Here is a 25,484-nt window from a genome sequence, read left to right on the forward strand (position 1 = left end):
TGGGGAAATTCTGATAGCTTCGCGGGCTATGAAATGTCCTTGTGGTTCTGACAAAAATTACTCTGTGTGCTGTGGTGTTTATCATTCAGGTGAAGCGCTGGCTCCGACAGCTGAAGCTTTGATGCGTTCACGCTATGCTGCCTTTGCGAAAAATCAAATGCAGTACCTGCGCGATACGACCGATCCACAGACCCTGGATTTGATCGACGATGAAGCGAATAAAGAATGGGCCGAACGCGCGAAATTCCTAAAGCTGGAAATCTTGAACGCCGAAGAAAAAGGCACCAAAGGCCTTGTGGAGTTTAAAGCCTTTTACAGTATTGATGACGAGGACTACGTTCATCACGAAGTCAGCACCTTCCGCAAGCAAGCTGGCGAGTGGTTCTTTAAATCCGGCAAGATCAAAGGGGAAAAAACCAAATGAAGTACTGGTTGATGAAATCCGAGCCTGATGTTTTTTCTTTGGATCAGCTAAAAAAAGACAAAACCACCTGGTGGAATGGCGTGCGCAACTATCAGGCCCGCAATTTCATGATGAAGGACATGCAGGTTGGCGATGCAGTTCTATTCTATCATTCCAATGCGACACCTCCGGGAGTTGCCGGGCTGGCTCGCGTATCCAAGGTTGCTGAACCGGATCAGGAACAGTTCGATAAAAAGTCTGAATACTTTGATCCGAAAGCCACCAAGGAAAAACCAATCTGGTATTGCGTTCAGGTGGAATACGTGGGGCATTTTAAGAATTTTGTGAGCCTTCAGGACCTGCGCGACAATGAAAAGCTTTCCGAAATGCTGGTTCTGCAAAAAGGTTCTCGCCTTTCCATTCAGCCTGTTGATAAAAAGCACTTCGATATCGTCAAAAAAATGGGCGGAAGCACACCGTAACATTCATTTCTTCTTTGTCGCTGCGTCGGCGCCGTACAACCAGTACGGCTTCCTCCTCGCTTCGCGAATAAATGAATGTTACAGCGTACTAAAAGGTATAGAAGATGAAGTTGTTTTTGGCTCCAATGGAAGGTGTGGTGGACTGGGTAATGCGTGATACGCTGACCCGGATTGGTGGCATTGATCAATGTGTCACCGAATTCCTGCGCGTGACCGACCGTTTGCATCCCGAAAGTGTCTTCTATAAAAACTGCCCTGAACTGAAAACCGGATCTCGCACCCGCTGGGGCACCCCGGTCTTTGTCCAACTTCTTGGCGGTCAGGCCGAACCTTTGGCACTCAACGCCCAGCGCGCAGTTAAACTGGGGGCCTTGGGCGTGGATCTGAACTTCGGCTGCCCGGCTAAAACCGTCAATCGCCACGACGGGGGCGCCAGTCTTTTGAAATCCTGTGATCGGGTTTTTGACATCGTCAAAACAGTCCGTCAGGCCGTCCCCGCTCTTTGGTGCTTCCCACCGCGCGCAACTTCACACTGACTGGCACTGTGGAGTTTTTGACGGTCATGCGTACGACTTCGGCGGCATAGGTCGGATCCCCCATCAAAGCCACACCGTAATTGTGCTTCAGGGCTTTTTGCACGGGGCAACCCATATTGATGTCGATGGCTTCAGCTCCCCATTCGATCAGGCGCTTAACACTTTCTGCGATGGGGCCTTCTTCATTACCAAGAATCTGCGGCACCAGCCCGTTTTCGTCAGGACTGCGCATGGTTTCAGGAGTTGTTTCAAGATTTTCGCCAGGTACTCGGCGAGAGTTCAGCATTTCGGTGGGCCAGATCGTGTAGGCGTCAGAAGGAAGATATTCCCGCATGACCTCACGCAAAGCCACGTGAGTCAGCCCCACCATCGGGGCCAGACACAATGGGAAATTTACTTTTCCACCCAGAACAGGGCGATGCAGACCCAGCTTCATGGCCCCTTCAAGAATTCAAAAATTATTTAGCGGCCGCTTGGCCAAGAAAATCCGGAGCCCACTTTTTAACAGCCTCAAAGGAACCAAACAGCAAACCAGAGAAGAACAAATCACCATAGATTTGGTTATCAAAGAATGGCAGACCTGCCAGCAAACACTGGAACAAACCCGCAGGCGTCGGAGCATACATTGTGCCCATCACCCAAACACCGAAGTTGGAAATCAGGAAAAACAAAGAGCTGGTCAACAAAGACAGGCCTGCGATTTTTGCAGCCCCTTTTTGTTCACGCAGATTCCAACCCAAAACCACAACCATCGCAAAGGCCATATACACAAAGATCATCGTGCTATGGAAACCCAAAACCAGATCACTTAGCAACAACGCCGCCAAAGGAATCAACAAGGATTGCTTTTTGGATGGGAAATACGCCCCGCCAAACAAAGCCATTGCGCCAATGGCAGTGAAATTCCAAGGGTGAGGAATCAAACGGCTGAAAGCCGCGCCAAGAACCATCAAGATCAAAGTCATTAATCGTGTATTCATGACGCGCAAGCTATCACCGATTCATACGATTGTCCACCAGTTCTTGAACCACCCCTGGCTCAGAAAGCGTTGTGATATCACCTAGTTGATCCGGATGATTTTCTGCAATCTTACGCAAAATACGACGCATGATCTTGCCTGAACGGGTTTTTGGCAGACGTGGCGCCCACTGAATCAAATCAGGCGTGGCAATCGGACCGATCTCCTTACGAACAGTCTGCACCAGATCCTTACGCAAATCCTCGCTTGGGGTTTCCCCCGAACGCAACGTCACAAACGCATAGATCCCCTGCCCTTTGATATCGTGAGGATACCCCACAACCGCAGCCTCTGCCACTTTCGGGTGGGCGACCAAAGCCGACTCAATTTCTGCTGTCCCCAAACGGTGACCGGAAACATTGATCACGTCATCCACACGACCCGTGATCCAGTAGTAGCCGTCCTCGTCGCGGCGACAACCATCTCCAGAGAAATAATATCCCGGATAATTTGAGAAGTACGTGTCCTCGAAACGTTCATGGTTGCGATACACTGTGCGCATTTGACCCGGCCAGGAATCCGCAATCACCAGAACACCTTCTCCGGCCCCCTTGATTTCCTGCCCTTCATTCGTCAGCAACTTGGGTTGAATCCCAAAGAATGGCAAGGTGGCAGAGCCCGGCTTTTGCGCGATGGCGCCCGGTAAAGGTGTAATTAAAATCCCGCCCGTTTCCGTCTGCCACCACGTATCCACCACAGGACAGCGGCCGTCACCCACCACATCGTGATACCAAGCCCAGGCTTCAGGATTGATGGGTTCACCGACAGACCCCAGTATGCGCAACGTTTTGCGAGACGTTGATTGCACGTAAGAACTTCCTTCACGCATCAAAGAACGAATTGCCGTTGGCGAAGTATAGAAGATTGTGACCTTGTGTTTATCCACCACTTCCCAGAAACGCGATGGTGTCGGATAGTTGGGAACACCTTCAAAGAACAGCGTCGTTGCTCCGTTGGCCAGCGGCCCGTACACGATATAACTGTGCCCGGTCACCCAGCCGACATCGGCAGAACACCAGTAGATGTCATCCTCATGATAATCAAAAACATACTTGTGAGTCACTGCGGAATAAACCAGATAACCACCCGTTGTATGCATCACACCTTTGGGTTTTCCGGTAGAACCGGAGGTATATAGAATAAATAGCGGGTCTTCGGCATCCATCGCTTCGGGTTCACACTGATCGCTTACGGACTGAACCTCTTCATGATACCAGAGATCACGGCCCGGCTTCATTTCCACATCATTGCCGGCATACTTAACCACCAGAACATTTTTTACGTCCGGGGTTTTTAATAGTGCCTTGTCGATATTTTCCTTTAGCGCAATCACCTTGCTGCCGCGATAGCCCGCATCACCAGTGATAACATATTTGCATTCCCCATCCAGAATACGATCCGAGATAGAATCCGGAGAAAAACCGGCAAAGACCACAGAGTGAACCGCACCGATGCGTGTGCAGGCCAGCATCGCAATCGCGGTTTCAGGAACCATCGGCATGTAGATTGTAACCACATCACCTTTTTTAACGCCCATTTTTTTCAGTACATTGGCGAAACGGCAGACTTCCCTGTGCAGTTCCTTGTATGTGATAGAACGAGCCGGTGTTGAAGGATTGTCCGGCTCCCAAAGCAATGCCACCTTGTCGCCGCGAGTTTTCAAGTGACGGTCGATGCAATTCGCGGACACATTCAACTTGCCGCCTTGATACCACTTGATGCTGACTGGCTTTTTAAAGCTGACTTCTTTGACCTTGTCCCATTTTTTGATCCAGTCCAGGCTTTCTGCCTGCTCTGCCCAGAAGGCTTCATTGTCCTTGATCGAACGTTCGTACATCTCTTTGTACTTGGCCTCATTGATCCAGGCTTTTTTTGCCACCTCAGCGTTCACGGGATAAAGATCTTTGTGCATACTCACCTCATATGACTTAATCGTAAATCAACTGAGAAAGACGTCAAATGTTAACGCCCATGAAAGTATTTAAAAGTGTTAATTAAATGCCTGCTGGAAAATAATGGCGCACCCTAGAACCAGTACAAAAACCCCAAAAGCGGGTTTCAATTTTGCCTCCGGTGTGTGCTGCCCCCAATAAGAACCCAGAAAAATTCCCGCCACGGCAAGAACAGAAGTTTTCAACAACAGCAGATAATCCAGGGCTGCTCCGGAAGCAACATCGCCGAAAAACCCCAGCAACGAATTGGCCGCAATGACACCTAAGGATGTTCCCACGGCCACTCTCATACCAAGCCCGGACATCTTCACCAAAGCAGGAACAATTAAAAAACCACCGCCTGCCCCAACAAATCCCGTCACAGCCCCAACACCCAGCGCTTTTGCTGCGAAAGTCATAGCTCCGGAAGAAGCTTCCGCTTTTTTCGCAGGAATCAGCATTGCCAGGGCCGCCAACAACATCACCACCGCAAATGCAGTCAGAATCACCACTTCTTTGTCGAAAGCAACATCCCCCCACATCAACTGCACCGGAATATGCGGCAGAATCCAACGCCGCACCCCCAACACGCCAACAAACGACGGAATCGCAAAAAGAATCCCGGCTTTAAGATCCACATTTCCCTGACGGAAACTTTTCACGAAACCAATCAGGCTGGAAAGCCCTACCACAAACAGTGAATAGCTGGTGGCCTGCGATGGAGGCAATGCAAAGAAATACACAAACAAAGGAACCGCCAGAATAGAGCCTCCACCCCCCAACAACCCCAGCGAAATACCAATCACAGCGGCGCCGAAATATCCCAACAGTTCCATTTTTCACCTCTTATTTCTTTGCGATCTTTTGGGAATAAAGACGATACAGTCCCATCCCCACCAGCATTGCCGGAACAAAATAAACGGCCGACATCTGGCCGGCCCCCAAGGAGGTGAGTCCCGGTCCCGGACAAAAACCTCCCAATCCCCAGCCTAATCCAAACAACCCCGCTCCTATCAGCAGTGGCTTTGTGATATCTTTGGATTGCGGCACATGCCATTGAGTATCAAACAACGGGCTTGGGCGCCCGCGCATCCAACGATAACTGATCATGTGTACGGGGATCGCTCCGATCATCACAAACATTAGTGAAGGGTCCCAACCTTCCCCCAGTTGTAGAAAACCAATTACTTTTTGAGGCTGGGTCATTCCTGAAACCGCCAACCCCACGGCAAAAACAAGTCCCGCCATAAATGCCAGCACGGCCTGCTGTATCTGTCGCTTTTCCATTTTAAACTCCCAGCCAATACTTCAAAACTGTTGCTGTCAAAATTCCAATAATCATAAAAGTTGCTGTCGCCAGTAGTGATCGCACAGAGAAGCGGGCGATCCCGCAGACGCCATGACCGCTGGTGCATCCACTGCCCATCACTGTGCCAAAGCCAACGATCAAACCTGCCAGCGTCACCAGGACCACCGAGCGCCCGCTGGTGTTTACGAACAACTCCGGATGGGACATTCCCAACAAAGCGCCCCCCACCAACAACCCCAGAATAAACGTCAGTCGCCACAGACCGTCTTTGAACAACCCACCCAGCAAACCATTTACAATCCCGCTGATTCCCGTTACCCGTCCGTTGAAAACCAACATCAGGGATGCAGCAAAGCCAATCAAAGCTCCTCCACTCAAGGCCATCAAAATACTGTTCATCATTTGCTGTCTCCTTTTTTAGTTTCATAGCCCAGTTGATTCCAACGAAGCATGCCACCGACCATGTTGTAGCTTTGAGTAAAGCCCATCTCTTCGGAAAGCAGAGTGGTCTGCCCTGATCTTGCGCCACTTCGGCAGACAAAGACAATCTCCTCTTCCGGATTCAGGGTTTTTAAAAACTCCATAAAGTCCGGCCCCAAAGGCCGTAGTTCTGTGCCGGGAATATGTCCCAGTTCGCCGATGTACTCTTCAGGTGTCCGCACGTCGATCAAGCGAAATTGGTTCTTCTTCTGTTTTAGCTCTTCGCAGGTGATTTCACGCATAGCAGTCCTCACTTATTTGACTTCACATGCTGTCAGCCTAAAGCTATTCTCCAACTGGGTGTTATGTCCGGGAACATAAAAGAAATGATCTTTCTTATGTCCACGGGCATAACCGGATCCGAGGGCTTGTTCTAAAATGAAACTAACTTCAGATCTCAGACCAGGAGGATTTCCATGAACCTACAAATCCAGCATTTCTTTGATCCGGCGACTTCGACGCTGACTTATATTGTGTTCGACAAGGACACCCTTGATGCTGTAGTGATTGATCCGGTCTGGGACTATGATCCGGCAGCCTCCAAGCTGTCCACGCAGTCCATGGACCCCGTCGTGGCTTATTTAAAAGAAAACCATCTGCGCCCTCATTATGTGATGGAAACCCATGCACATGCAGATCATCTGTCCAGTTCGCAATTATTTAAAAACTTCTTTCCAGATATTAAGATTGCCATCGGTGAGCGAATCACGGAGGTGCAAAAGATATTCAAAACTGTTTTCAACATGCAGAATCTGAACACTGCGGGGCAGGATTTTGACATTCTTCTGAAGGACGGTCAGGAATTGCAGGCCGGTTCATTGAAAATTAAAACATTGTTCACTCCGGGGCATACTCCGGCGTGCTCTTCCTATCTGATTGAAGATGCTTTGTTTACCGGAGATGCGATCTTTATGCCGGATTCAGGAACAGGTCGCTGTGACTTCCCTGCGGGAAGCGCCGCAAGTCTGTACGATTCGGTGATGAATCGCATTTATGCCTTGCCGGAAAAAGTGCGTATTTTTGTTGGCCACGACTACCAACCGCAGGGACGTCCTTTGCAATTCCAAACGACGGTGGCAGAACAAAAAATGCAAAATATTCAGCTAAAAGCTCACACCAGCAAAGAGGACTTTATCAAGTTCCGTACCGAGCGGGATAAAACCCTGTCAGCACCCAAGTTGCTGCTGCCTAGTATTCAGGTCAATATTCGCGCAGGACACTTGCCAGAGCCCGACAACAACGGCACTCGGTACCTGAAGTTACCCCTGCGACAGTAGGGCTGATTTATTCAGAATAACGATTTCTCGTCCTTTTTGTTCGACAAGGCCTTCCTCTACAAATCGTGCCAAGGTGCGGATCACCGTTGGCGTCGTGGTCCCGCAAAATTCAGCAATCTCCTGACGGGTCCATGAATATTCCGGGTGAAGCTCTTTTAAATAAACCACTGCTTCGGCAATGCGTGCCGGAGCATCTTTTTCACTTAGAACCAGCTGACGGGCCTCGGCCTGACGAAGCTCTTTAGCCAGAGTTTCCAGAAGTTTTTCAGCAAGGTCGCAGTTCCCCTTCATCTGTTCGCGCATTTCCGCCTTGTTAAGAATCCGGACCTGAGCTTCATCAATCACGGTGGCGGTGGCGTGATAAACCTCGTTGGCAAACAGACTGCGATGCCCGAAGATCTGACCTTCCCGAAATAAACGCACCAGATGATCCTTGCCGGATTCCCCCCACAAGCCCAATCCCACCAGACCGGATTCCACAAAATAGATATTCTTTGGCGTGTCACCTGATCGGTAAATAACATCACCACGCTTGAATGTTTTAAGAGGAGCTTGAGAAAAGAGCGCTTTAAATTCCATGGCTTTATTAAAGCACAAAATACAATGGAAGAAATAAAAAAGCCGGGCTGTGATTCAGCCCGGCTTTAGGAATTCAAAAATTGAATCTTGAATTAGTTGACGTCTTTGTAGTCAGCGTCGATCACATCGTCGCCGCCTTTGTTTGCGGAAGTGTCACCTTCAGCAGCCTGATCCGCCTGCTGCCCCTCAGCCCCTGGTTGAGCACCCTGCTTCTTATAAAGATCAGAAGTCAGTTTGTGCGTCAGGTTTTGAAGTCTTTCAAAGGCCCCTTTCAACTCGTCGCCGGAAGCGGCTTTGTTTTCCAGGATCTTTTTCGCGTCAGCCACAGCTTCGTTTGCAGATTTGACTTCAGACTCTGGCAACTGAGCACCGGAATCCTTGATCAATTTTTCTGTCTGGTAAACCAAGTTATCCAGATTGTTTCTTTGCGTTGCAGCTTCCGCTTTACGTTTATCTTCTTCAGCATGACCTTCAGCATCGTTCACGGCACGTTTGATTTCGTCCTCAGACATACCAGACTGCGCTGTGATCTTGATCTGCTGAGACTTGCCGGAAGACATGTCTTTCGCAGAGACGTGCAAGATACCGTTGGCGTCGATATCGAATGTCACCTCTACCTGAGGCACACCACGTGGAGCTGGCGGAATACCTACCAACTCGAAGCGACCCAAAGTCTTGTTGTCGCCAGCCATCTTACGTTCACCTTGAAGAACGTGGATATCAACCGCTGGCTGATTGTCGGCTGCTGTCGAGAACACCTGGGATTTCTTGGAAGGAATCGCCGTGTTTCTTTCGATCAGAGTCGTCATCACGCCACCCAAAGTCTCGATACCAAGGCTTAGTGGAGTCACGTCCAACAGAAGAACGTCTTTCACGTCACCAGCAAGTACGCCCCCTTGAACCGCAGCACCCACTGCCACAACTTCATCCGGATTCACAGAACGGTTAGGCTCTTTACCGAAGAAGTCTTTAACAGCTTTTTGGATCGCCGGGATACGAGTGGAACCACCGACCAAGACAACTTCGTCGATTTCAGAAGCTTTCAGACCAGAGTCTGCCAAAGCTTTCTTACAAGGCTCCATAGAACGTCTTACAAGGTCCTCTGTCATCTGATCAAACTTCGCGCGAGACAGTTTTGTCTGCAAGTGTTTAGGACCGGACTGGTCCGCTGTGATGAACGGAAGATTGATCTCTGTTTCCTGAGCGGAAGAAAGCTCGATCTTCGCTTTTTCTGCAGCTTCTTTCAGACGTTGCAAAGCCATTTTGTCATTTTTAAGATCAATGCCCTGGTCTTTTTTGAACTCAGAGATCAACCATTCCAGGATCACTGTATCGAAGTTGTCACCACCAAGGTGAGTGTCACCGTTGGTTGCGCGAACTTCAACAACACCGTCCCCTACTTCAAGGATGGAAACGTCGAACGTACCACCACCGAAGTCATAGATAACGATTTTTTCATCTTTTTTCTTATCCAAACCGTACGCCAATGCCGCCGCTGTCGGCTCATTGATGATACGTTTGATTTCCAAACCAGCGATACGACCGGCATCTTTTGTCGCCTGTCTTTGCGCATCGTTGAAATATGCAGGAACGGTTACAACCGCTTCTGTTACCGGCTCACCCAAATAGTCTTCTGCGACTTTTTTAAGTTTAGCCAAAACTGCCGCACCAATTTCTTCCGGAGAAACGTTTTTACCCTGAACCTTGAAAGCACAGTCATTGCCCTTGGCAACCACAGTGTAAGGAACAAGTTTGATTTCTTCCTGAACCTCTTCAAATCTGCGACCGATGAAACGTTTCGCAGAATAGATTGTGTTCTCGGGATTCGTCACAGCCTGACGTTTGGCAATTTGCCCCACCAAACGGTCACCATCTTTAGTGTATGCGACGACGGAAGGAGTGGTACGAGCGCCCTCTTCATTCACGAGAACTTTAGGCTCACCGCCCTCCATAATCGCGACGCAAGAGTTCGTCGTTCCTAAGTCGATACCAATAATTTTACCCATACCATTTTCTGCCTGGCAGGTTGTTTCGGATCAGCGACTGAAAAATATTGATGGTAATTATGAGTACGGGCTGAATGAAATTCTTAAAGGGCAAACGACTTGGTCAACGCTCGATCCGCCTGAACAAAGCTTATCGAGCTATTTACAGAATCGATAATGACGGGAACATCGAATTTATTGAAGTTTTAGAGGTCAACAAGCATGCGTACTAAAAAAAGTGATTCCATGAATTTCTTGGACAAGCTATTGGGAACACCCGCCACATTTGGAGACACGTTACTTGCAATTCGCATGGCGGAAGAAGTTACTCAGATGGATATGGCCAAAAAGCTGGGCATTACCAGCGCTCACTTGTCACAAATCGAACGGGGTCACAAATTTGTTTCCCCGGAGCGCGCCGCCGCCTTTGCGAAAAAGCTGGGATACCCTTCCAAGATTTTCGTCAGCCTTTCGCTGCAAGACCAGCTAAGCAAAGCTGGATTGAAATTCAAAGTCAGCTTGGAGGCTGCGTAAATTTCAAACAGCCCCTTCACTCGATTCACTACTTGGGATTTGCAAACAAATAGCCTCGTTCATCATGCCGACGGTATAGATATAATTTCTATCGATAAAAGGCATCGAACTAAATACTCCATCGATCATCTGCATATCTATCTTTGTTCAACTGCAAGAGGAATTTATAGACAACCGTATAGTTTATTTCATTGATTGGATTTTTTGCTGAAGACGCTTAATCAAACCAGGATCTTGCTCTGTTGCGATCATATCCTGCAATACAGCTTCAGCAAGTTCCATATTACCGGAATCAGAATACAGACGCCCCGCCAATGCAAATAGCCAAGGCGGCGCACCATTGTTTGCTGCCTGAATCAGCAGCTCTGCCGCTCGCTTATTATCTTTAACTTCGTACATGTAGTGATAGGCGGCTCTATACAGAATCGGCCAGTCATTGGGAAACTCTTTAACGCCTTTGTCGAAAATTTTGGTGGCGCCGTCCACGTCGGTAATAATGATTGTTAGGGCCAATGCCCCTGCCGCATAAGCCATACGAAACTTTGGAGACAGGTTGGTCACAGAGTCCAGCATCTTATAAAGCCAAGAGTTATTGCGGCAAATACCTTTGGCGACTTCCGAATCGCAATAATCAAAATCCTGAAGCGCACGAATCCACATAAGATCAGCCATAGTCTCAGCGTAACCGAAGGACATTCTTTCCACCATTGGAGGAGGATCAATCAAGGCCTTCACCGCAGGCTGCTTTACAGAAAGTATGGTTTGCGTACTGACCAGCAGAAAAAAAGAAAGAGTTCCAAGTACAATACCTGGAACTCTTAATGAAATAGCTCTAAATAGAAAAATACTATTGGGTACCGTCATTTGTATTGATCAAATTCTTAGTTTCATTGATTGACCATCTGTCAGGCTGACCATTATTACGAATTCTTCCCGCTGCAATCGCAGTAAAAGCATTCACTGAAGGATTCACTACGCCAGTCAATGTTCCATTCGTGTTCAGACCGTCAGCCAACTGTGTACATCTTGTTGTATTCGCAGCACAATAAGCATTGGTATTCGTTTGCACTGTTGGGCAAGCAGCTGTGTAACCATAAGATGTTCTCAAGGTAGCACAAGTTACACCTTCATTCCCAAAACCAACATTATATCTCAGCTGCCCTTCTGGATTATAACCCACAACCTGGAATCCACCGGTATAGGCATTAAACTCCGCAACAAATGCCTTCTCAGCAGTATATAGAGACGACAAGTTTGTCTTCGCTTCAGCCTGGCGTGCTTTCGCCATGTATTTATTGATTGAAGGGATGGCGATGGACGCCAGGATACCAATGATCGCAACAACGACCATCAACTCAACAAGCGAGAAACCGCTTTGAGATTTTCTCTTAGATGAAAACATTTAAAGACCTCCATGGTTCTTTTTTAAACTGTTTACCCACATAAGTGTGTCAAATGTGATCTTGTATTGCAAGGTCCTGTCTCGAATAAGATTGAATAATTTGTTTCATGTTTATTTCGTAAGGGACCGGATATTCTCCCTCTAAGGCCGGACCTATAACCAGCTTTTATCCCCTCGCTAGACTTGCCAAAGGGGAAAGAGTGCTCAAATTGGGTCATAAGGTAGAATAAAGCTTATGGGTAACAATAAAAAAGACAACAACAGCAACTATCCGTTTTCCTCGACAGAGGGGGAAGCCGGTGTTCAGCTCGTCCCAAAACTAGACACTCCGAAGATGTACAAGGTGATTCTTCTGAACGACGACTACACTCCGATGGATTTCGTCGTCCTTGTATTGCGTCGTTTTTTTGCAAAAACAGAAGAGCAAGCCACTGAAATAATGTTAGATGTTCATAAGAAGGGTGCAGGAATCGCCGGGGTTTTCAGTCTTGAGATTGCCGAAATGAAGGTGATGCAGGTCAACCAGTTCGCGCAACTCAATCAGTATCCCCTGAAAAGCACACTGGAGGAGGAAGCATGATGAGCCGTGAACTCGAGCGCAAGCTCGCTGAAGCCACCGAACTCGCCAAGCGCAATCGTCACGAATTTGTGACCTTGGAGCACATCCTCCTGATTCTCACCGAATCCCCGGTCATGGTGGAAATCCTGGAAGCCTGTGCCGTGAACGTGCAAAAGCTGAAACAGGATCTGCGCGATCACCTAAAAACCGGAATCCCTCAGATCACCGATGAACAACTCAGTTCTTACGGTGGTTTTGAATCCTGGACACCGGAATTCACCCTGGCCTGCCATCGCCTGATTCAACGCGCGGCCATTCAAATGAAAAGCGCTGGTCGCAATCAAATCAGCGAAGGCAGTCTGTTGGTTTCACTGTTCTATGAACAGGATTCCCATGCCGCTTTTGCACTGGCAAGACAGGGCCTTACCCAGTTTGATATTATCAATTTCATTTCTCATGGGATCACAAAAGACGGACGTGATCACGAGATCCCTCCGGCCTCAACTCCCCGCACTGCGGACTATCAAGGGGATGGCAGCGAGGAAATCCGTGGGTCTCCATTGGAAAGTTTCTGCATCAACTTAAACGAACGAGCCAAGCAAGGAAAGTTAGACCCTTTGATCGGACGCGAAGACGTGATCGAAAGAACGATCCAGGTTCTTTGTCGCCGCACGAAGAACAATCCCCTGCTGATCGGTGAACCCGGCGTCGGCAAAACCGCCATCGCCGAGGGCCTTGCACAAAAAATCGTCAACAATCAGGTGCCGGAAAAACTAAAAAATGCCGTGATCTATTCTCTGGATCTGGGCGGACTGCTGGCCGGAACAAAATTCCGCGGGGACTTCGAAGGACGCCTCAAAGCCGTCGTCAAAGAAATCGAAAAACATCCCAACGCCATTCTTTTCATCGACGAGATTCACACCATTGTCGGAGCTGGCGCCACCAGCGGCGGCTCCATGGATGCCTCCAACCTGCTGAAACCTGCGTTGGCAAATGGTGATATTAGCTGTATCGGCTCCACCACTCACAGTGAATACCGTCAATACTTTGAAAAAGACCGCGCCCTGAACCGTCGCTTCCAAAAAATCGACATTCACGAGCCCAGCAAAGAAGACTGCGTAAAAATCCTTAAAGGTTTGCGCAAGTCTTACGAGGAATTCCATCAGGTGCAGTTCTCGGACGAAGCATTGCAAGCAGCGGTCGATCTTTCACAAAAACACATTCACGGAAAGCTTCTGCCCGACAAGGCCATCGACGTTTTGGATGAAGCCGGAGCCTATTTCCGTCTGAAATATGAAAATGCGGAAGACATCAAAATTGACACACCGGAAATCGAAGAGGTTATTGCGAAAATGACCGGGCTTCCGATAGCCAATATTTCTTCCAGCGAAAAAACGCAGCTGCGTGATCTGGATAAGAAATTAAAAGCTCTGATCTTTGGGCAAGACGAAGCCATTGACCGCCTGGTCGCGAACATCAAGTTCGCCCGCAGCGGCCTGGGTCGTCCAAACAAGCCGATCGGCAGTTTCCTGTTCACCGGTCCGACCGGCGTGGGTAAGACAGAGGTTTGTCGTCAGCTTGCAACCATCATGGGCGTTCACTTCGAGCGCTTTGATATGAGTGAGTACATGGAAAAACATGCCGTGGCTCGCATGGTGGGGGCTCCTCCGGGGTATGTCGGTTATGAAGAAGGCGGTCTGTTAACAGAAGCCGTCACCAAAAATCCTTACTGCGTTCTGCTGCTGGACGAGATCGAAAAAGCTCACCCCGACATCACAAATATTCTGTTACAGGTGATGGACGCCGGCAGACTGACCGACAGTAACGGACGCGTGGCAGATTTTAAAAACGTTGTTCTAGTGATGACTTCCAATGCCGGAGCCTTGGAAACTTCGCGCGGCACTATCGGCATGATCGATGAAAATCGCAGCTCGCTTTCTTTGGATGCCATTAAAAAAGCATTCTCTCCGGAATTCATCAACCGTCTTGATGCCGTGGTGTCCTTCCGCGATCTGACAGAAGACATGGTTATCCGCATTACTCAAAAGTTTGTGGACGAACTGAAGATGACCTTGCTGGAAAAGAAAGTGGAACTGAATGTTTCTCAAGATGTAATTAAGTGGCTAATGAAAAAAGGCTACGACAAAGTCTATGGAGCGCGTCCTTTGGCTCGCTGTGTGGACGAACATCTGAAGAAAGCCTTGGTCGACGAACTTCTTTTCGGTCGCTTGGTGGATGGTGGACGCGTCAATGTTGAGCTTGAAAAGGATATGCTCAAGTTCCATTTTAGCACCACCCCAAACAATGGGGCGGGTCAAAAAAATCAAAAGCAGCCTGTCACAACGTGATGGCATTGACATTCCTTTTAGAGTTATCATTATTAGGATGACTCTAGAAGGAGTGCATAAATGGCATTTTTGAAACGTATCGGTCTTTTTATTCTTACAAACGTTCTGGTGATCGCAACGATCGGCATCGTTTGGTCTATCGTCAGCCGCTTCCTGGGTTTGGCAGGACTTAACTCTTACATTCCGTTCTTGATGGCGTTCTGTGCCGTTTGGGGTATGGGCGGAGCTTTCATTTCTCTGCTTATGTCCAAATGGATGGCGAAAATGTTCCATGGCGTAAAAGTCATCGAACCAAACAACTCCAATCCTGAGCTTCGCGCTTTGGTAACAAAAGTTCATGAACTGGCTCGCCGTGCTCAACTTCCTAAAATGCCAGAGGTTGGTATCTACGAATCCGTGGACATCAATGCTTTTGCCACAGGCCCTTCCAAATCCAATTCTTTGGTGGCGGTTTCCACAGGTCTTCTGCAAAGAATGAATGAAAAAGAAATCGAAGGCGTTTTGGCCCACGAAGTGGCTCACATCGCTAACGGTGACATGGTGACCATGACTTTGATCCAAGGTATTGTGAACGCGTTTGCGATGTTCTTCTCTCGTATTCTGGCAAATCTTGTGGCCTCCAACGTGGATGAAAAATTCCGCGAAATCGTTCGCTTTGCTGTCACAATTCTGGGCGACATCGCCTTTACAATGCTGGGCTCTATCGTGGTGAATTACTTCTCCCGTCGTCGTGAGTTCCGTGCCGATGCCGGTGGAGCAAAGTATTCTTCCCGTGAAAACATGGTGGCAGCTTTGCAAAAACTGCGTTCCGTCTATGAGTTGCCAATTCCACCAGAAGAAGGTGCCACAGCAACTTTGATGATTTCCAACCGCGACAAAGGTGGAATCGCCAAATTGTTCATGACTCACCCTCCTCTGGAAGTTCGTATCGAAGCTTTGCAACGCGGCCGCGTTTAAGACCACTCGCAGCGGAAAGCCAACTTTAGAACGGCTTTCCGTCCTGTGGGGTTGTTTCTTATCCTGAATGGGCATAACCTCAGTGTTATGCCTCGTATAGTTCTTGCTCTCTCATTTTTTTCTGTGATTCTAGGTTGCGCGACGACTTCGCGTTTTGACACGCGTATCGACAAACGTCTGACGCCTCCTTTACCGAGTTTTATGGCGAAATGGAGATCGGCTCCTGTTTCTGATCTGGAAAAACTTGAAATCGGCATCAAGGAAAACAACATTCTTTGGTGGAAGACCTATATGGTTTCCATGGCCCACAAAGAAAAAAATCCTGCTGTGGCCTGCGAGGGCTTCAGTCAGCTTTCCAGTACGATGGAGTTCCCGCTTCATGATCTGGCCTTACTTAGAGCTTACGAAACCTGTCCCGCAGGAAAGCTTCTGGCAAACCTGCCGGAGAATATCGCCCCTTGGTATCGTGACCTTTCCATCGACATCAATCTTAAAAAGGCCCTGCAAACACCGGAGCTTCAAGATGATCTTGTCGCTTATGTTGAAAAAGCCCGTAGCGAAAGCAATAAAAAGAACAAGGAAGAATACTACCTGAAAGCTCTTTTGCTTGCGCAGAAACTGGAGCTTAAAGAAGATGCCGATAGTATTCAGGCACAGCTTTACAAAAACTCTCCGCGCCTGAATCCGCTGCCAGCTTACAAAGAGCTCAGCGCGGTCGCATCGGACTATCGCTTCCATCGCGATTTCGATAAAGCACTTAAAACTTACAAACAGATTCTAAGCTCCAAAGAAGCAACGACTGACGAACAGTTCCAGGCCCTGAAAAACATTCGCCAAACCTACAAGGTCGCTCAGCGCCGCAATGATTATATCAATGCAACTGCCGACGTTGTGAACTGGGCCAAGAATCAACTGCAAAGAAATAAAAAAGACCGTCGCACGATTGCGCGCTTCCATGATTCGCAGGTGCTGTTTGCCAAAACATTGTGGACCGAAGATCAGACATCCCGTGCAGTCCAAGTGCTGAACGAAACTCACCGCCGTTTGCGTGGCGTGTACCCTATGGATGAGGTGTTCTTTATCTTGGGCCGTATCGACGAGGAAAAGGGCAACTTCAGCAAAGCTCTGGAATACTTTGAAGCCAGCTATCAACAACCTGTGAGCTTCGCAGGCCTGCGTGACAAAATCTCGTGGTTGAAATCCTGGAACTATTTCAAGCTTGGCAAATGGGCCGAAGCTCGCACCAGCCTTGAACAAATGAAGGAACTTGTCAAAGATCCTTCTGATAAAGCACGCGCAAGATTCTGGCTGGCCAGAACTTTGAAAAAACTGAATCTGGACGCCGAGTCGCAGGTCGAACTTCAAAGCCTTAGCAAGGAAGATCCGCTGGGATACTACGGGGTGATGGCTTACCGTGATTTGGGCTGGGAGTTCCCGCCACTTTCCGTGGATGTCAACGAGCTGCAAGGTCTAAGTCTGTTTTCCGTGGATGAACTGTCTGTTTCCACGCGTCTGACGACAGAATGGCTGATTGCCGTCAATGAAAAGCCTTTCGCAGAAAAAATTCTGAACATCGCCGTCGATGATCTTAAAAAACGTAATGTCACCGAAGAAAAAACCTGGTTGGCGGTTTCTTCGGGCTATGCGCGTGCGGGCCTGTATCTTCCGCTTTTCTCTGCGATCGGGGCCTTGCAGCCTGAAGTTAAAGACCGTTTGCTAAACGATCACCCGGATCTGCTGTTCCCTCAGGCTTTTGGCGACATCATTGCCGGGGCTTCAACTAAAAGTGGTATTCCACAGGAATTTATTTTCTCGATCATCCGTCAGGAATCCGCATTCAATCCAGAGGCTCGCAGTCCTGCGGACGCTTTCGGCCTGATGCAGCTTCTGCCAGGTGTGGCCAAGCAGTTGGCAAAACAAAATAATCTTCCCTACAGCGAGGCCAGCGATCTGTTTAAGCCAGAAATCAACGTTCCTCTGGGTGCCTTTGAGCTTAAGAACCTTATGCGCAAGTATAACAACCAGTATATTCTGGCAGTGTCCGGTTATAATGCCAACGACAGCGCAATTCGCGGCTGGCTAAAAACCCGCTTCCGGGACGACTCTGTGGAGTTTATCGAAGAGGTTCCTTACGAAGAAACCCGAGCTTACATCAAGCTCACCATGAGAAACTACGTCTTCTACCAAAGACTTCTTCATCAGGAAAAGGGATCTCGCTTCCCGGAAGAACTTTTGAAACTGCAACGATGACTAAAGTAAAAAGCCACCTCTTACAGGTGGCTTTTTTGTTAAATATCTAGCCCTAAGCTACGATTAAAGTTTTTACGCCGTTCTAAATCAAAAATATATCTTAGTTCCACTAAAGATCGAAACCGTTCGTGAAAATGCGTGCCCGTGATCACAAATCCAGCCTTCAACTTTGGGATCAATACTCCGGGGTTGTTCGGGTGGTGCATACTGGAAACAACCTGAAACTGCTCGTCTTTTACCTTCTCAAGAACACAAAGAAGCAGTTTATGATAAAGACCTTTTCCCCGAAATTCCGGTAAAACCGCCGAGTTCTGCATATAGTAAGTCTCTGCATCCGTTGCGTGTCCAAAATGCCACCCAACCATTCGATCCAGCAAGAAAACTCCCAGACGCAGACTAAATCTTTGCTCACTCTGGCGACGAGCTGACAGCCTCTCCAGCCCTTGCCCCCCATGAGACTCCACGGCTGCAACTTCCAATCTATTTGAAAAAATCGATTCAAAATTTTCCGCCAAACAAACACGCATCTCTGAAGCAGACACTTCTCTTACAGAAAAACCATCCCCAATATCCTTGCGAAACATATATTGTCCTATTTTAAAAGTTCAGGATAAATAAAGAAAATTCTATTAACAAAGTCTAAGCCAAGCCTGTCTTCAAGCAACCTACCGATCACAGAAAGTGTCGGTTGCAAGACCTGCTTCGGCGGCTTGGTATTCGGGATAGGAAACATAGTTGGCATTTGTCATATCAATGACAGAGCCTGCGGCTTCCAGCTTCACGCGCAAGCTTTCGGCACTTAGCTCGCCTAATTCATAGCGCTTTTCCAGGCTGACGGCGCCGCCATTGAGTTCTGTCACGGTGATCACCAATTCATTGCCAACTTCTGAATCCACAGCACCTTGGGAAACAGCCCACGTTCCTTTCAGCGAACACTTTGATCCGGCACCGCCAGAATCAAAAAGTCCTTCAACCTGTTCAAAGTCCCCGTTGGCTTTCAGGTCCATGGAAACATAGTGAAAATTTCCGGCATCTTCGTTCTGGGCCTGGTAAGTGATACCTTCACTTAAGCTCCCCAGATCCAACTCGCCAGAACCGGCTTTGTTGTTACAAGCTGCCAGAAACAAAACACTTAAAATCAGAGCTGTTCTAAACTTTTTCATGTTCTTCTCTTCGGCCATGCGCCTCTGGACTTTAGAATGAAACTGACTCTTATTGTTCCGCCTCCATCTTACCCCAGGTGTCTCATCGTGAGACATCCTGGCCCAACTTTCCGTCTTTTCGTCTCATGCTGCCCGACTATTTGCCGATAAGTTCTTGTGGAGAAAGGGGAATACTTCATGTTTTCTCGCAAAGTGGTTATTGCAGCTAGTTGTGTCGGTCTGACTTTCTTTGGTGGACTGGGGATTTACCTTTACTCCACACAAGAAAGCTCCCCTTCCCGCACACAAAGCTCCAGCAAAAAAGACAGCAGTCTGCGCGCGCTGGAAAAATCCTTCATCACTTCACAAACCGACAAAGTCGTGGATGAACCGAGTGCTCTTTTCAACGATCCGGCGATCAGTCAGGCGTGGGGTTTGAAAAAATCCGACGCAGCTCGCGCCTGGTCTGTGACCAAAGGCAGTCGCGACATCGTCATCGCGGTGATCGACACTGGTATTGATATTAAGCACGAGGATTTGGTCGGAAATCTGTGGCGCAATCCGGGCGAAACCGGCAAGGATTCCAAAGGCCGCGACAAAGCCACCAACGGCATTGACGACGATGGCAATGGATTCGTTGATGACGTCTATGGCTGGAACTTTGTTTCCAACAATCCAAAACTTGACGACAATCACGGACACGGAACGCATATCGCAGGCATCATCGGGGCCGAGGCTGGAAACGGCAAAGGCATCACCGGCATCGCACCGGAAGTCAGTCTGATGATTTTGAAGTACTATGATCCAAAAGTTCCCGGCACAGACAACCTGAAAAACACGGTGGCCTCTATTCGCTACGCGGTGAAAATGGGTGCGAACATCATCAACTACTCCGGTGGTGGTACAGAGTTTTCCCAGGAAGAGCATGATGCGATTGCGGAAGCCGAGAAAAAAGGCATTCTGTTTGTTGCCGCCGCCGGCAATGAAAGATCCAACTCGGATCAACATCATTACTACCCGGCCGACTATAAATTGAAAAACATCATCTCTGTCACGGCGATTGATCCGTCCACTCAGGTGCTGGCATCGTCCAACTATGGTGTGGAGACAGTGGATATCGCAGCCCCGGGCCAGAACATCCTGTCCTGCCTGCCGGGCAATTCTTATGGGTATATGACCGGCACATCGCAGGCCACGGCTTTCGTAACAGGTGCTGCGGCTCTGGTGATGGCCCATAAACAGTCCTTCCAGGCTGAAGACGTGAAGAAGTACATTCTGGCGACAGGGGATGCACAAACTCAACTGGCATCCAAAACCAGAACCTCCCGTCAGTTGAACCTTTATAAAGCTCTGACCATTTTAGATCAGGGCGTGGGGGCTTCAGGAGTCATTGCCGTGAATACTCAGAACATGAAAAGCTTCACCGGGGATCCTAACGACCGACGCTCTCGCGCAGCGGAAGAAGGCCTTGATGCCACAGCCACCGAAATGACCCACTTCGGTAAATCTTTAATAGATGCCATGGGCACAAAAGTTCGTCCGGGAAAAATCGGTACGAAGCAGGAAAACGAGGGCTTCTAAAGCCGTACTTTCATTCCAAAAGATTCTTAAGGGGCTGTCTAGATTCTCGACAGCCCTTTCCTTTTTCCCCTCACCCGCCCCGGCTCTGGCCAAGATCCCAAGGTCGTGGCACATTGGCCCCCATCTGTCCGGGGGACTTTGCCATGACAAAAATTCTGTCTTTATTCTTGGTTCTTTTATTCTCTGCATCTGCCTTTGCGGATTTAGCCACCAGCTTTGAAAAGATCCGCAATCAGGCCCGTCACTATCGCGATCCGGGGGCTGTGTGTGAAGAAGTCGCTCGTGCAGAGTTTTCCGAACAATATCCATCCCCGCAGTATGAAGTTATCGTGGGCGTTGCTTACAATCTCAGAGGCCGCACCGTGGGTGAGCTGGATATGGTTCTGATGGATAAGAACACTCAGAAAGTGGCTATGGTGGGCGAAGTAAAGTGCTACACCAACCTGAAAAATGGCCTGACCAAGGCCAAACAGCAGCGCAAAAGGTTCCTGACTCATTTGGGTTCCGGTCAGCCGTTGCAGTTTATCAATACCTCCACCGGTGAAAAGTACGCCTATGAGCAGTTCCAGTATGTAACGCAGTTTATTTCAGTTTCTCAACGTGGTGGTAAAGCTGTCGGCTTTGATTACGAACTGGAACACAATCTGGATGAAATGACTCAACTGCGCGATCAGATCATTCACTGTCAAAAAGAAAAACTCTGCCCTGTTCCGTAAAAAGCTCTCCTGCCTTGCTATCCGGGGTTGGCAATGCCAGACTTGGTAGCAAAGGAAGGGGAACTTTTATGAAACCGGTACTATCTGTCTTCATATTTTTACTAGGTCTGAATGCCCACGCTGAAGTGGGCTTCAAAAACGGAAATCAAAAAACAGCAGTTCTAGCACAGGGACGAATCGTCGTTCACTGCCAATCCAGCTCTCCCGGCGGCCCGACTTACGGTTCTTTCAACTGCCGCGAAGAAATTCTGACTTCTGGTGAATACGACTACTTCGTCGGCCCGGCAGACACAAAAGGCGACTCTGTCACGCTGACAGCTTTGCATCAGGATGGTTCTCAAAGAACCAAAACCGTCGCTTACGACAGCAACAAAGGTCAAAGCAAGAAGTCCATCAACCTGTGGATTGCCACCCTTTTGCAACGCCCGCTGCTCGATCCAGGCAAAAACACTGTGAGATATAAAATCACCCTCAATGACAAGGTCACAGCCTCGGGCGAATTCATAGCCGAAGTCAAAGACGGCGGAACCAAAACCTGCTCACGCACAGGGTCTTACTGGTCCAACAACTCGTCCGATTGCCAAAACGGCACGTCCATGTGCAGACGCTACTTCAACGAAAATAACTATTGTCTTTAAACGAAAAAGGCTCCCGGTTGGGAGCCTTTTTTAATCTAGGAAATCAGAGGCAGAGATCTTGCCTTTAATCATGACGATCAGTCCAGCTGTCATACACGCCAGCGCCACACCGACGCCGATCAAATTGCGATGACCCAAGTTGATCATTCCCAACAAAATCAGGAAAGCACTCAGCCCGAAAGGTCCCCAGTAAAGATACTTGTTCCATTTTGGCTTGGCCGCCGCTTCACCAGCCACTGGCTTCTGCGACAAACCGACCATCATCAGGGAATTAATCCGCGCGATCATCTCGTCGCACTTAGGGTCCCCCCCTTGTGCGGCTTTTAAATCCTCATACTTCAGCATCGCAAAACGCAACGCATCCAATTGATGGCAGGAACGGATGAACTCGTCGTGCAGATCTTCGTTTTCAAAGTTTTCGACCAGATTCTTCCATTTGCGAACCAGACTGGGCTGAGCTTTCAGCGATGGATCTTTCGGAAGACCCTCCAGCTTTTCAAAAATCACATGGCAAGAGTAACATTCCTTGGCACGACGACCATTCAAGGCCCCGCACTTCGGACAGGATTTCATCTCCTGCGTCCCCGGCTCAACAGCCACCTCGGATTGTCGCTCAGCAGCAAGAATTCGTTCACTCTTCTCCAGAATTGGAGATTCAAGGTCTGCCGATGCTGTTTCCGGCTCCAAGGAAACCTTAAAGCACATCACATTCTGAGGGTCCTGAGGAGGATATTCGAAACTGAATCTACTTTCGCAGGAAATGCACTGAAACAGAGGTGTTTCCGACTGGATATCGTCACTCTCAACTTCGTACAATTTCGCGCATGATGGGCATCTGATCTTCAATTTCACGTGGACTCACTCACTCTTTATGTTACTAATACCATGATGAAGAGATGGTTTCAATTTTTCAAGCATAAAGCCTACGATTTTCGTTGGGCGATTCTCTCTGGAATTCTCGTCGGCACAAGTTACATCCCCTTTCCTCCGTGGGCCCTGATCTTTTGCTACACTCCACTTTGGCTTTCAGCGACTGAGGAAAACAGTTCTGTTAAGAAATCTTTTTGGGCTGGATGGGTCACACAATTCGTTCTGACTTTGATTGGTTTCCACTGGATTGCCTACACCGCGCACGAGTTCGGTCAACTGCCTTGGGCTGTTTCCTATCTGGCGATGCTGCTTTTTTGTGCGTTTATGCATCTCTACATTCCGGTGGCAGTGGCTGCGGGAACTTGGTTGCGCCTGCGTTTTTCCCTTAGTGGCGGACAAAGTCTGTTCGTGATCGCCCTGCTGCACGCCCTTTTAGAGCGCGTGTGGCCCGTGATCTTTGAATGGCACTTGGGATACACCTTCATCTGGTCAAAAATGCCGGCCTATCATCTGGCGGATCTGATTGGGTTCCATGGCCTATCCACGATCGCTCTGCTTTTCAATGCCTGGATGGGTTATATCTGGCTGAAGCAAAGTTACATCAAAAGAGCTTTGGCACAGCTGTCACTTCTGGCCATGAGCTTTGCCGCAGTGGTGGCTTTCGGTTACTGGCATGGCCAGAAATGGAACAAATTTGACAGTGAAATTCGCGCGACGGTCGTGCAAGCCAATATCGGAAATCTGGAAAAGATTTATGCTGAACAAGGCCGGGGCTATCAAGAAGTCATCACCCGTAAATTTTTGGATCTGTCCTTCGGAGCACTTCGAAGATTCCCGCAAACAGACGTTCTGATCTGGCCGGAAACAGCTTTCCCGGATTATCTGGATCAGCATCTGCTGGATCGCAAGAACACGCAGATCCTGATTTCAGGGCTGATGCCGATGAAAACACCGCTGATCACCGGAGCTTATTCCAAAGATCCCAAAACAGATGAAAAGAAAGACACCTCCACCTACAATGCCCTTTTCCTGGTGGACCCTTACGGCAACAATCTGGATAAACCTTACCGCAAAACGGAACTGCTGGCTTTCGGAGAGTATCTGCCTCTAAGCGAACAGTTCCCGTTCATATTAAAACTTCTGCCATTTGTTTCCAACTTCGGCCGCGGTCACGGGCCGGAAGTGATGACCTGGGAACGCGCGGAAGGAACCATTCACTGGGGCGGGCAAATCTGCTATGAAGGTCTTTACCCGGCTTTCACCCGCGGTCTGGCGCAAGAAGGTGCTGATATTCTGGTGAATGTCACAAATGATTCCTGGTTTGGCAAAACGTTTGAGCCCCAACAGCATTTGTACATGACACTGGCCCGGGCCATTGAAGTGCGTCGTCCGCTGATTCGTTCCACCAACACCGGTATCAGCACGGCAATTCTTGCCAATGGTGATGTTCTACAAAAGTCCCCGCTTCATCAGGAATGGAGCGGGCAGTTTGTGATAAAGTACTTAAAAAATGCTCCTAACACGTTCTATGTCCAATGGGGTCATTGGGACTGGATCGTGCTTGTCCTGATTTTAGGAGCGCTTATTGTCCGAGGAGCCCTCAATGCAAGATCTCGTCGTTCTTGATTGGATTGAAATTTTAGAAAAAATTAAAGCCCATGCAACCAGTGACATGGGTCGCGAAGCCGTTATGCAAACCGGCCCGCTGAAATCCCGAGAGGAAGCTTACGAAAGCTTTCAGGAAATCAGCCAGGCCACCGAGGTTTTAAATCAGGGTGTCCGCCCGTTCATGACCAGTTTGGATTTGTATTCAACTTGGGTTTCCCGTCTGAAAAAGCGCGCCGTTCTGAAAACTTTGGAAATGAAAGACGTGCGCAGCTTCTGTCTGGAGGCCCTGGCGCTGAAAGAGGCCCTGCACCCGGTTCAAAACGACTGGGCCCAAAGAATCCACGGCAGTCTGATGAAAGCGGAAGAACCTATTTCCGCCATCGATCAGATTCTGACACCCAGCGGGGACATCCGTTCGGATGCCAGCGAAACTCTGTTCCGTCTTTTCCGTGAAAAAGAGCGCCTGGCGCGCGAAGTGCAAAGCACGCTGGATCGTCTGGTACGCGACCATCAAATGGAAAATGTTCTGCAGGATAAATACGTCACCACCCGTGAGGGTCGCTGGGTTCTTCCGGTTCGCAGTGGGATGCAACATCACCTGCCGGGTGTTATTCATGGATCGTCCCAGACCAAGCAGACCGTGTTCATTGAGCCTGAAAAAGTCATTCCCTCCAACAACCGCCTGCGCCAGATTGAAGTGGAAATCTTGTAACCGGAATCCCGGATATCGTAGCTGGAATAAATCGGATAGGACATATTTAAATTATCTATTTTTACGCTATAAATAATCCTGCATCCATTTTTACATGAAAAAAACACTGTTTTGCACTCTTTCGTTGTGTATGTGCCTTATACTAACGGCACAGAACGAAAATAAA

Annotated in this window: 27 protein-coding genes and 1 pseudogene; 14 read left to right on the plus strand and 14 right to left on the minus strand. The window is 48.7% G+C overall.

The window, feature by feature from the left end; all coding sequences use genetic code 11:
- The first annotated feature begins 28 nt into the window (after positions 1–28).
- The 3 genes and pseudogenes from EZJ49_RS01910 to EZJ49_RS01920 all read left to right on the plus strand — a co-directional run.
- Positions 29–424, plus strand: coding sequence for a YchJ family protein (locus EZJ49_RS01910; RefSeq protein ID WP_262553836.1), 396 nt, complete (start codon positions 29–31; stop codon positions 422–424).
- Positions 421–885 (plus strand): EVE domain-containing protein, encoded by a 465-nt coding sequence (locus EZJ49_RS01915; protein WP_262553837.1) that lies wholly within the window; start codon positions 421–423, stop codon positions 883–885. Before EZJ49_RS01910 ends, EZJ49_RS01915 begins: the two co-directional genes overlap by 4 nt.
- Before the next feature lie 104 nt (positions 886–989).
- Positions 990–1,385: pseudogene (locus EZJ49_RS01920) on the plus strand (tRNA-dihydrouridine synthase); the annotation flags it as partial.
- Here the strand turns inward: EZJ49_RS01920 and EZJ49_RS01925 are convergent.
- From EZJ49_RS01925 to EZJ49_RS01955, 7 genes are all read right to left on the minus strand, one after another.
- Complete coding sequence (locus EZJ49_RS01925) at positions 1,357–1,857, minus strand: tRNA-dihydrouridine synthase family protein (RefSeq protein ID WP_262553840.1); 501 nt, start codon at positions 1,855–1,857, stop codon at positions 1,357–1,359. The pseudogene EZJ49_RS01920 and the gene EZJ49_RS01925 sit on opposite strands and share 29 nt — an antisense overlap.
- Positions 1,858–1,879: 22 nt before the next feature.
- Positions 1,880–2,401, minus strand: coding sequence for a DUF6580 family putative transport protein (locus tag EZJ49_RS01930; RefSeq protein ID WP_262553842.1), 522 nt, complete (start codon positions 2,399–2,401; stop codon positions 1,880–1,882).
- 13 nt (positions 2,402–2,414) lie between these two features.
- Positions 2,415–4,352: an acetate--CoA ligase gene (gene acs, locus EZJ49_RS01935; RefSeq protein WP_262553844.1), complete on the minus strand. Its 1,938-nt coding sequence runs from the start codon at positions 4,350–4,352 to the stop codon at positions 2,415–2,417.
- Between the two features lie 78 nt (positions 4,353–4,430).
- Positions 4,431–5,207 (minus strand): sulfite exporter TauE/SafE family protein, encoded by a 777-nt coding sequence (locus EZJ49_RS01940; RefSeq protein ID WP_262553846.1) that lies wholly within the window; start codon positions 5,205–5,207, stop codon positions 4,431–4,433.
- Positions 5,208–5,217: 10 nt separating this feature from the next.
- Positions 5,218–5,658, minus strand: coding sequence for a DUF6691 family protein (locus EZJ49_RS01945; protein ID WP_262553848.1), 441 nt, complete (start codon positions 5,656–5,658; stop codon positions 5,218–5,220).
- 1 nt (position 5,659) lies between these two features.
- Positions 5,660–6,082, minus strand: coding sequence for a YeeE/YedE family protein (locus tag EZJ49_RS01950; protein WP_262553850.1), 423 nt, complete (start codon positions 6,080–6,082; stop codon positions 5,660–5,662).
- Positions 6,079–6,402, minus strand: coding sequence for a rhodanese-like domain-containing protein (locus EZJ49_RS01955; RefSeq protein ID WP_262553851.1), 324 nt, complete (start codon positions 6,400–6,402; stop codon positions 6,079–6,081). Before EZJ49_RS01955 ends, EZJ49_RS01950 begins: the two co-directional genes overlap by 4 nt.
- A 174-nt stretch (positions 6,403–6,576) precedes the next feature.
- Between EZJ49_RS01955 and EZJ49_RS01960 the strand changes: the two genes are divergently transcribed.
- A complete protein-coding gene (locus tag EZJ49_RS01960; protein WP_262553853.1) occupies positions 6,577–7,437 on the plus strand; it encodes an MBL fold metallo-hydrolase in 861 nt (286 codons plus the stop codon).
- Here the strand turns inward: EZJ49_RS01960 and EZJ49_RS01965 are convergent.
- Together EZJ49_RS01965 and dnaK are read right to left on the minus strand one after the other, a co-directional pair.
- Positions 7,420–8,016, minus strand: a complete 597-nt coding sequence (locus tag EZJ49_RS01965; protein ID WP_262553855.1) for a Crp/Fnr family transcriptional regulator — start codon at positions 8,014–8,016, stop codon at positions 7,420–7,422. The genes EZJ49_RS01960 and EZJ49_RS01965 overlap by 18 nt on opposite strands.
- Before the next feature lie 92 nt (positions 8,017–8,108).
- Positions 8,109–10,022 (minus strand): molecular chaperone DnaK, encoded by a 1,914-nt coding sequence (gene dnaK / locus EZJ49_RS01970; RefSeq protein ID WP_262553857.1) that lies wholly within the window; start codon positions 10,020–10,022, stop codon positions 8,109–8,111.
- A 201-nt stretch (positions 10,023–10,223) separates the two neighbouring features.
- Here dnaK and EZJ49_RS01975 point away from each other — a divergent pair, with 201 nt between their 5' ends.
- Positions 10,224–10,535 carry a helix-turn-helix domain-containing protein gene (locus EZJ49_RS01975; protein ID WP_262553859.1) on the plus strand — a complete coding sequence of 104 codons (312 nt, stop codon included), beginning with the start codon at positions 10,224–10,226 and terminating at the stop codon, positions 10,533–10,535.
- Positions 10,536–10,718: 183 nt separating this feature from the next.
- Here the strand turns inward: EZJ49_RS01975 and EZJ49_RS01980 are convergent, their stop codons facing one another.
- A complete protein-coding gene (locus EZJ49_RS01980) occupies positions 10,719–11,270 on the minus strand; it encodes a tetratricopeptide repeat protein (protein ID WP_262553860.1) in 552 nt (183 codons plus the stop codon).
- A 112-nt stretch (positions 11,271–11,382) separates the two neighbouring features.
- Positions 11,383–11,937 carry a type IV pilin protein gene (locus tag EZJ49_RS16375; protein ID WP_316963671.1) on the minus strand — a complete coding sequence of 185 codons (555 nt, stop codon included), beginning with the start codon at positions 11,935–11,937 and terminating at the stop codon, positions 11,383–11,385.
- A 235-nt stretch (positions 11,938–12,172) separates the two neighbouring features.
- Between EZJ49_RS16375 and clpS the strand changes: the two genes are divergently transcribed.
- From clpS to EZJ49_RS02005, 4 genes are all read left to right on the plus strand, one after another.
- Positions 12,173–12,517, plus strand: a complete 345-nt coding sequence (clpS, locus tag EZJ49_RS01990) for an ATP-dependent Clp protease adapter ClpS (protein WP_262553862.1) — start codon at positions 12,173–12,175, stop codon at positions 12,515–12,517.
- Complete coding sequence (gene clpA / locus EZJ49_RS01995) at positions 12,514–14,844, plus strand: ATP-dependent Clp protease ATP-binding subunit ClpA (protein WP_410468744.1); 2,331 nt, start codon at positions 12,514–12,516, stop codon at positions 14,842–14,844. The genes clpS and clpA overlap by 4 nt, the downstream gene beginning before the upstream one ends.
- A gap of 60 nt (positions 14,845–14,904) precedes the next feature.
- Positions 14,905–15,801 (plus strand): protease HtpX, encoded by an 897-nt coding sequence (htpX, locus tag EZJ49_RS02000; protein ID WP_262553866.1) that lies wholly within the window; start codon positions 14,905–14,907, stop codon positions 15,799–15,801.
- A 201-nt stretch (positions 15,802–16,002) separates the two neighbouring features.
- Positions 16,003–18,051, plus strand: a complete 2,049-nt coding sequence (locus tag EZJ49_RS02005; RefSeq protein WP_262553867.1) for a lytic transglycosylase domain-containing protein — start codon at positions 16,003–16,005, stop codon at positions 18,049–18,051.
- A 38-nt stretch (positions 18,052–18,089) separates the two neighbouring features.
- On the opposite strand, the gene EZJ49_RS02010 is transcribed toward EZJ49_RS02005, so the two are convergent.
- Both EZJ49_RS02010 and EZJ49_RS02015 read right to left on the minus strand, forming a co-directional pair.
- Positions 18,090–18,635, minus strand: a complete 546-nt coding sequence (locus EZJ49_RS02010) for a GNAT family N-acetyltransferase (protein WP_262553868.1) — start codon at positions 18,633–18,635, stop codon at positions 18,090–18,092.
- An 81-nt stretch (positions 18,636–18,716) separates the two neighbouring features.
- Positions 18,717–19,214, minus strand: coding sequence for a hypothetical protein (locus tag EZJ49_RS02015; protein WP_262553870.1), 498 nt, complete (start codon positions 19,212–19,214; stop codon positions 18,717–18,719).
- A 177-nt stretch (positions 19,215–19,391) separates the two neighbouring features.
- Here EZJ49_RS02015 and EZJ49_RS02020 point away from each other — a divergent pair, with 177 nt between their 5' ends.
- The 3 genes from EZJ49_RS02020 (at position 19,392) to EZJ49_RS02030 (ending at position 22,128) form a co-directional block, all read left to right on the plus strand.
- On the plus strand, positions 19,392–20,774 hold the full coding sequence (locus EZJ49_RS02020) for a S8 family peptidase (RefSeq protein ID WP_262553871.1): 1,383 nt from the start codon (positions 19,392–19,394) through the stop codon (positions 20,772–20,774).
- Positions 20,775–20,917: 143 nt separating this feature from the next.
- The gene (locus tag EZJ49_RS02025; RefSeq protein WP_262553872.1) at positions 20,918–21,490 is read left to right on the plus strand and encodes a hypothetical protein; all 573 of its coding nucleotides are present in this window, start codon (positions 20,918–20,920) and stop codon (positions 21,488–21,490) included.
- A 68-nt stretch (positions 21,491–21,558) separates the two neighbouring features.
- Positions 21,559–22,128: a hypothetical protein gene (locus tag EZJ49_RS02030; RefSeq protein WP_262553874.1), complete on the plus strand. Its 570-nt coding sequence runs from the start codon at positions 21,559–21,561 to the stop codon at positions 22,126–22,128.
- A 30-nt stretch (positions 22,129–22,158) separates the two neighbouring features.
- Here EZJ49_RS02030 and EZJ49_RS02035 read toward each other — a convergent pair whose 3' ends face one another.
- On the minus strand, positions 22,159–22,980 hold the full coding sequence (locus EZJ49_RS02035; protein ID WP_262553875.1) for a hypothetical protein: 822 nt from the start codon (positions 22,978–22,980) through the stop codon (positions 22,159–22,161).
- A 33-nt stretch (positions 22,981–23,013) separates the two neighbouring features.
- Between EZJ49_RS02035 and lnt the strand changes: the two genes are divergently transcribed.
- Together lnt and EZJ49_RS02045 are read left to right on the plus strand one after the other, a co-directional pair.
- Positions 23,014–24,624, plus strand: a complete 1,611-nt coding sequence (lnt, locus tag EZJ49_RS02040) for an apolipoprotein N-acyltransferase (RefSeq protein ID WP_262553876.1) — start codon at positions 23,014–23,016, stop codon at positions 24,622–24,624.
- Positions 24,602–25,318: a hypothetical protein gene (locus tag EZJ49_RS02045; RefSeq protein WP_262553878.1), complete on the plus strand. Its 717-nt coding sequence runs from the start codon at positions 24,602–24,604 to the stop codon at positions 25,316–25,318. Before lnt ends, EZJ49_RS02045 begins: the two co-directional genes overlap by 23 nt.
- Positions 25,319–25,484 lie beyond the last annotated feature (166 nt).

The organism is Bdellovibrio bacteriovorus (genome assembly GCF_025558485.1).
Taxonomy (GTDB): domain Bacteria; phylum Bdellovibrionota; class Bdellovibrionia; order Bdellovibrionales; family Bdellovibrionaceae; genus Bdellovibrio; species Bdellovibrio bacteriovorus_G.

Coding starts and splice junctions, on each gene's coding strand:
- EZJ49_RS01950 (WP_262553850.1), bottom strand. CDS start 6,082: ATGATGAACAGTATTTTGATGGCCTTGAGTGGAGGAGCTTTGATTGGC.
- EZJ49_RS16375 (WP_316963671.1), bottom strand. CDS start 11,937: ATGTTTTCATCTAAGAGAAAATCTCAAAGCGGTTTCTCGCTTGTTGAG.
- EZJ49_RS02005 (WP_262553867.1), top strand. CDS start 16,003: ATGGCGAAATGGAGATCGGCTCCTGTTTCTGATCTGGAAAAACTTGAA.
- EZJ49_RS01915 (WP_262553837.1), top strand. CDS start 421: ATGAAGTACTGGTTGATGAAATCCGAGCCTGATGTTTTTTCTTTGGAT.
- clpA (WP_410468744.1), top strand. CDS start 12,514: ATGATGAGCCGTGAACTCGAGCGCAAGCTCGCTGAAGCCACCGAACTC.
- clpS (WP_262553862.1), top strand. CDS start 12,173: ATGGGTAACAATAAAAAAGACAACAACAGCAACTATCCGTTTTCCTCG.
- acs (WP_262553844.1), bottom strand. CDS start 4,352: ATGCACAAAGATCTTTATCCCGTGAACGCTGAGGTGGCAAAAAAAGCC.
- EZJ49_RS01930 (WP_262553842.1), bottom strand. CDS start 2,401: ATGAATACACGATTAATGACTTTGATCTTGATGGTTCTTGGCGCGGCT.
- EZJ49_RS02010 (WP_262553868.1), bottom strand. CDS start 18,635: ATGTTTCGCAAGGATATTGGGGATGGTTTTTCTGTAAGAGAAGTGTCT.
- EZJ49_RS01955 (WP_262553851.1), bottom strand. CDS start 6,402: ATGCGTGAAATCACCTGCGAAGAGCTAAAACAGAAGAAGAACCAATTT.
- lnt (WP_262553876.1), top strand. CDS start 23,014: ATGATGAAGAGATGGTTTCAATTTTTCAAGCATAAAGCCTACGATTTT.
- htpX (WP_262553866.1), top strand. CDS start 14,905: ATGGCATTTTTGAAACGTATCGGTCTTTTTATTCTTACAAACGTTCTG.
- dnaK (WP_262553857.1), bottom strand. CDS start 10,022: ATGGGTAAAATTATTGGTATCGACTTAGGAACGACGAACTCTTGCGTC.
- EZJ49_RS02015 (WP_262553870.1), bottom strand. CDS start 19,214: ATGAAAAAGTTTAGAACAGCTCTGATTTTAAGTGTTTTGTTTCTGGCA.
- EZJ49_RS01965 (WP_262553855.1), bottom strand. CDS start 8,016: ATGGAATTTAAAGCGCTCTTTTCTCAAGCTCCTCTTAAAACATTCAAG.
- EZJ49_RS01925 (WP_262553840.1), bottom strand. CDS start 1,857: ATGAAGCTGGGTCTGCATCGCCCTGTTCTGGGTGGAAAAGTAAATTTC.
- EZJ49_RS02030 (WP_262553874.1), top strand. CDS start 21,559: ATGAAACCGGTACTATCTGTCTTCATATTTTTACTAGGTCTGAATGCC.
- EZJ49_RS01975 (WP_262553859.1), top strand. CDS start 10,224: ATGCGTACTAAAAAAAGTGATTCCATGAATTTCTTGGACAAGCTATTG.
- EZJ49_RS01910 (WP_262553836.1), top strand. CDS start 29: ATGAAATGTCCTTGTGGTTCTGACAAAAATTACTCTGTGTGCTGTGGT.
- EZJ49_RS01960 (WP_262553853.1), top strand. CDS start 6,577: ATGAACCTACAAATCCAGCATTTCTTTGATCCGGCGACTTCGACGCTG.
- EZJ49_RS02020 (WP_262553871.1), top strand. CDS start 19,392: ATGTTTTCTCGCAAAGTGGTTATTGCAGCTAGTTGTGTCGGTCTGACT.
- EZJ49_RS02045 (WP_262553878.1), top strand. CDS start 24,602: ATGCAAGATCTCGTCGTTCTTGATTGGATTGAAATTTTAGAAAAAATT.
- EZJ49_RS01940 (WP_262553846.1), bottom strand. CDS start 5,207: ATGGAACTGTTGGGATATTTCGGCGCCGCTGTGATTGGTATTTCGCTG.
- EZJ49_RS02025 (WP_262553872.1), top strand. CDS start 20,918: ATGACAAAAATTCTGTCTTTATTCTTGGTTCTTTTATTCTCTGCATCT.
- EZJ49_RS01945 (WP_262553848.1), bottom strand. CDS start 5,658: ATGGAAAAGCGACAGATACAGCAGGCCGTGCTGGCATTTATGGCGGGA.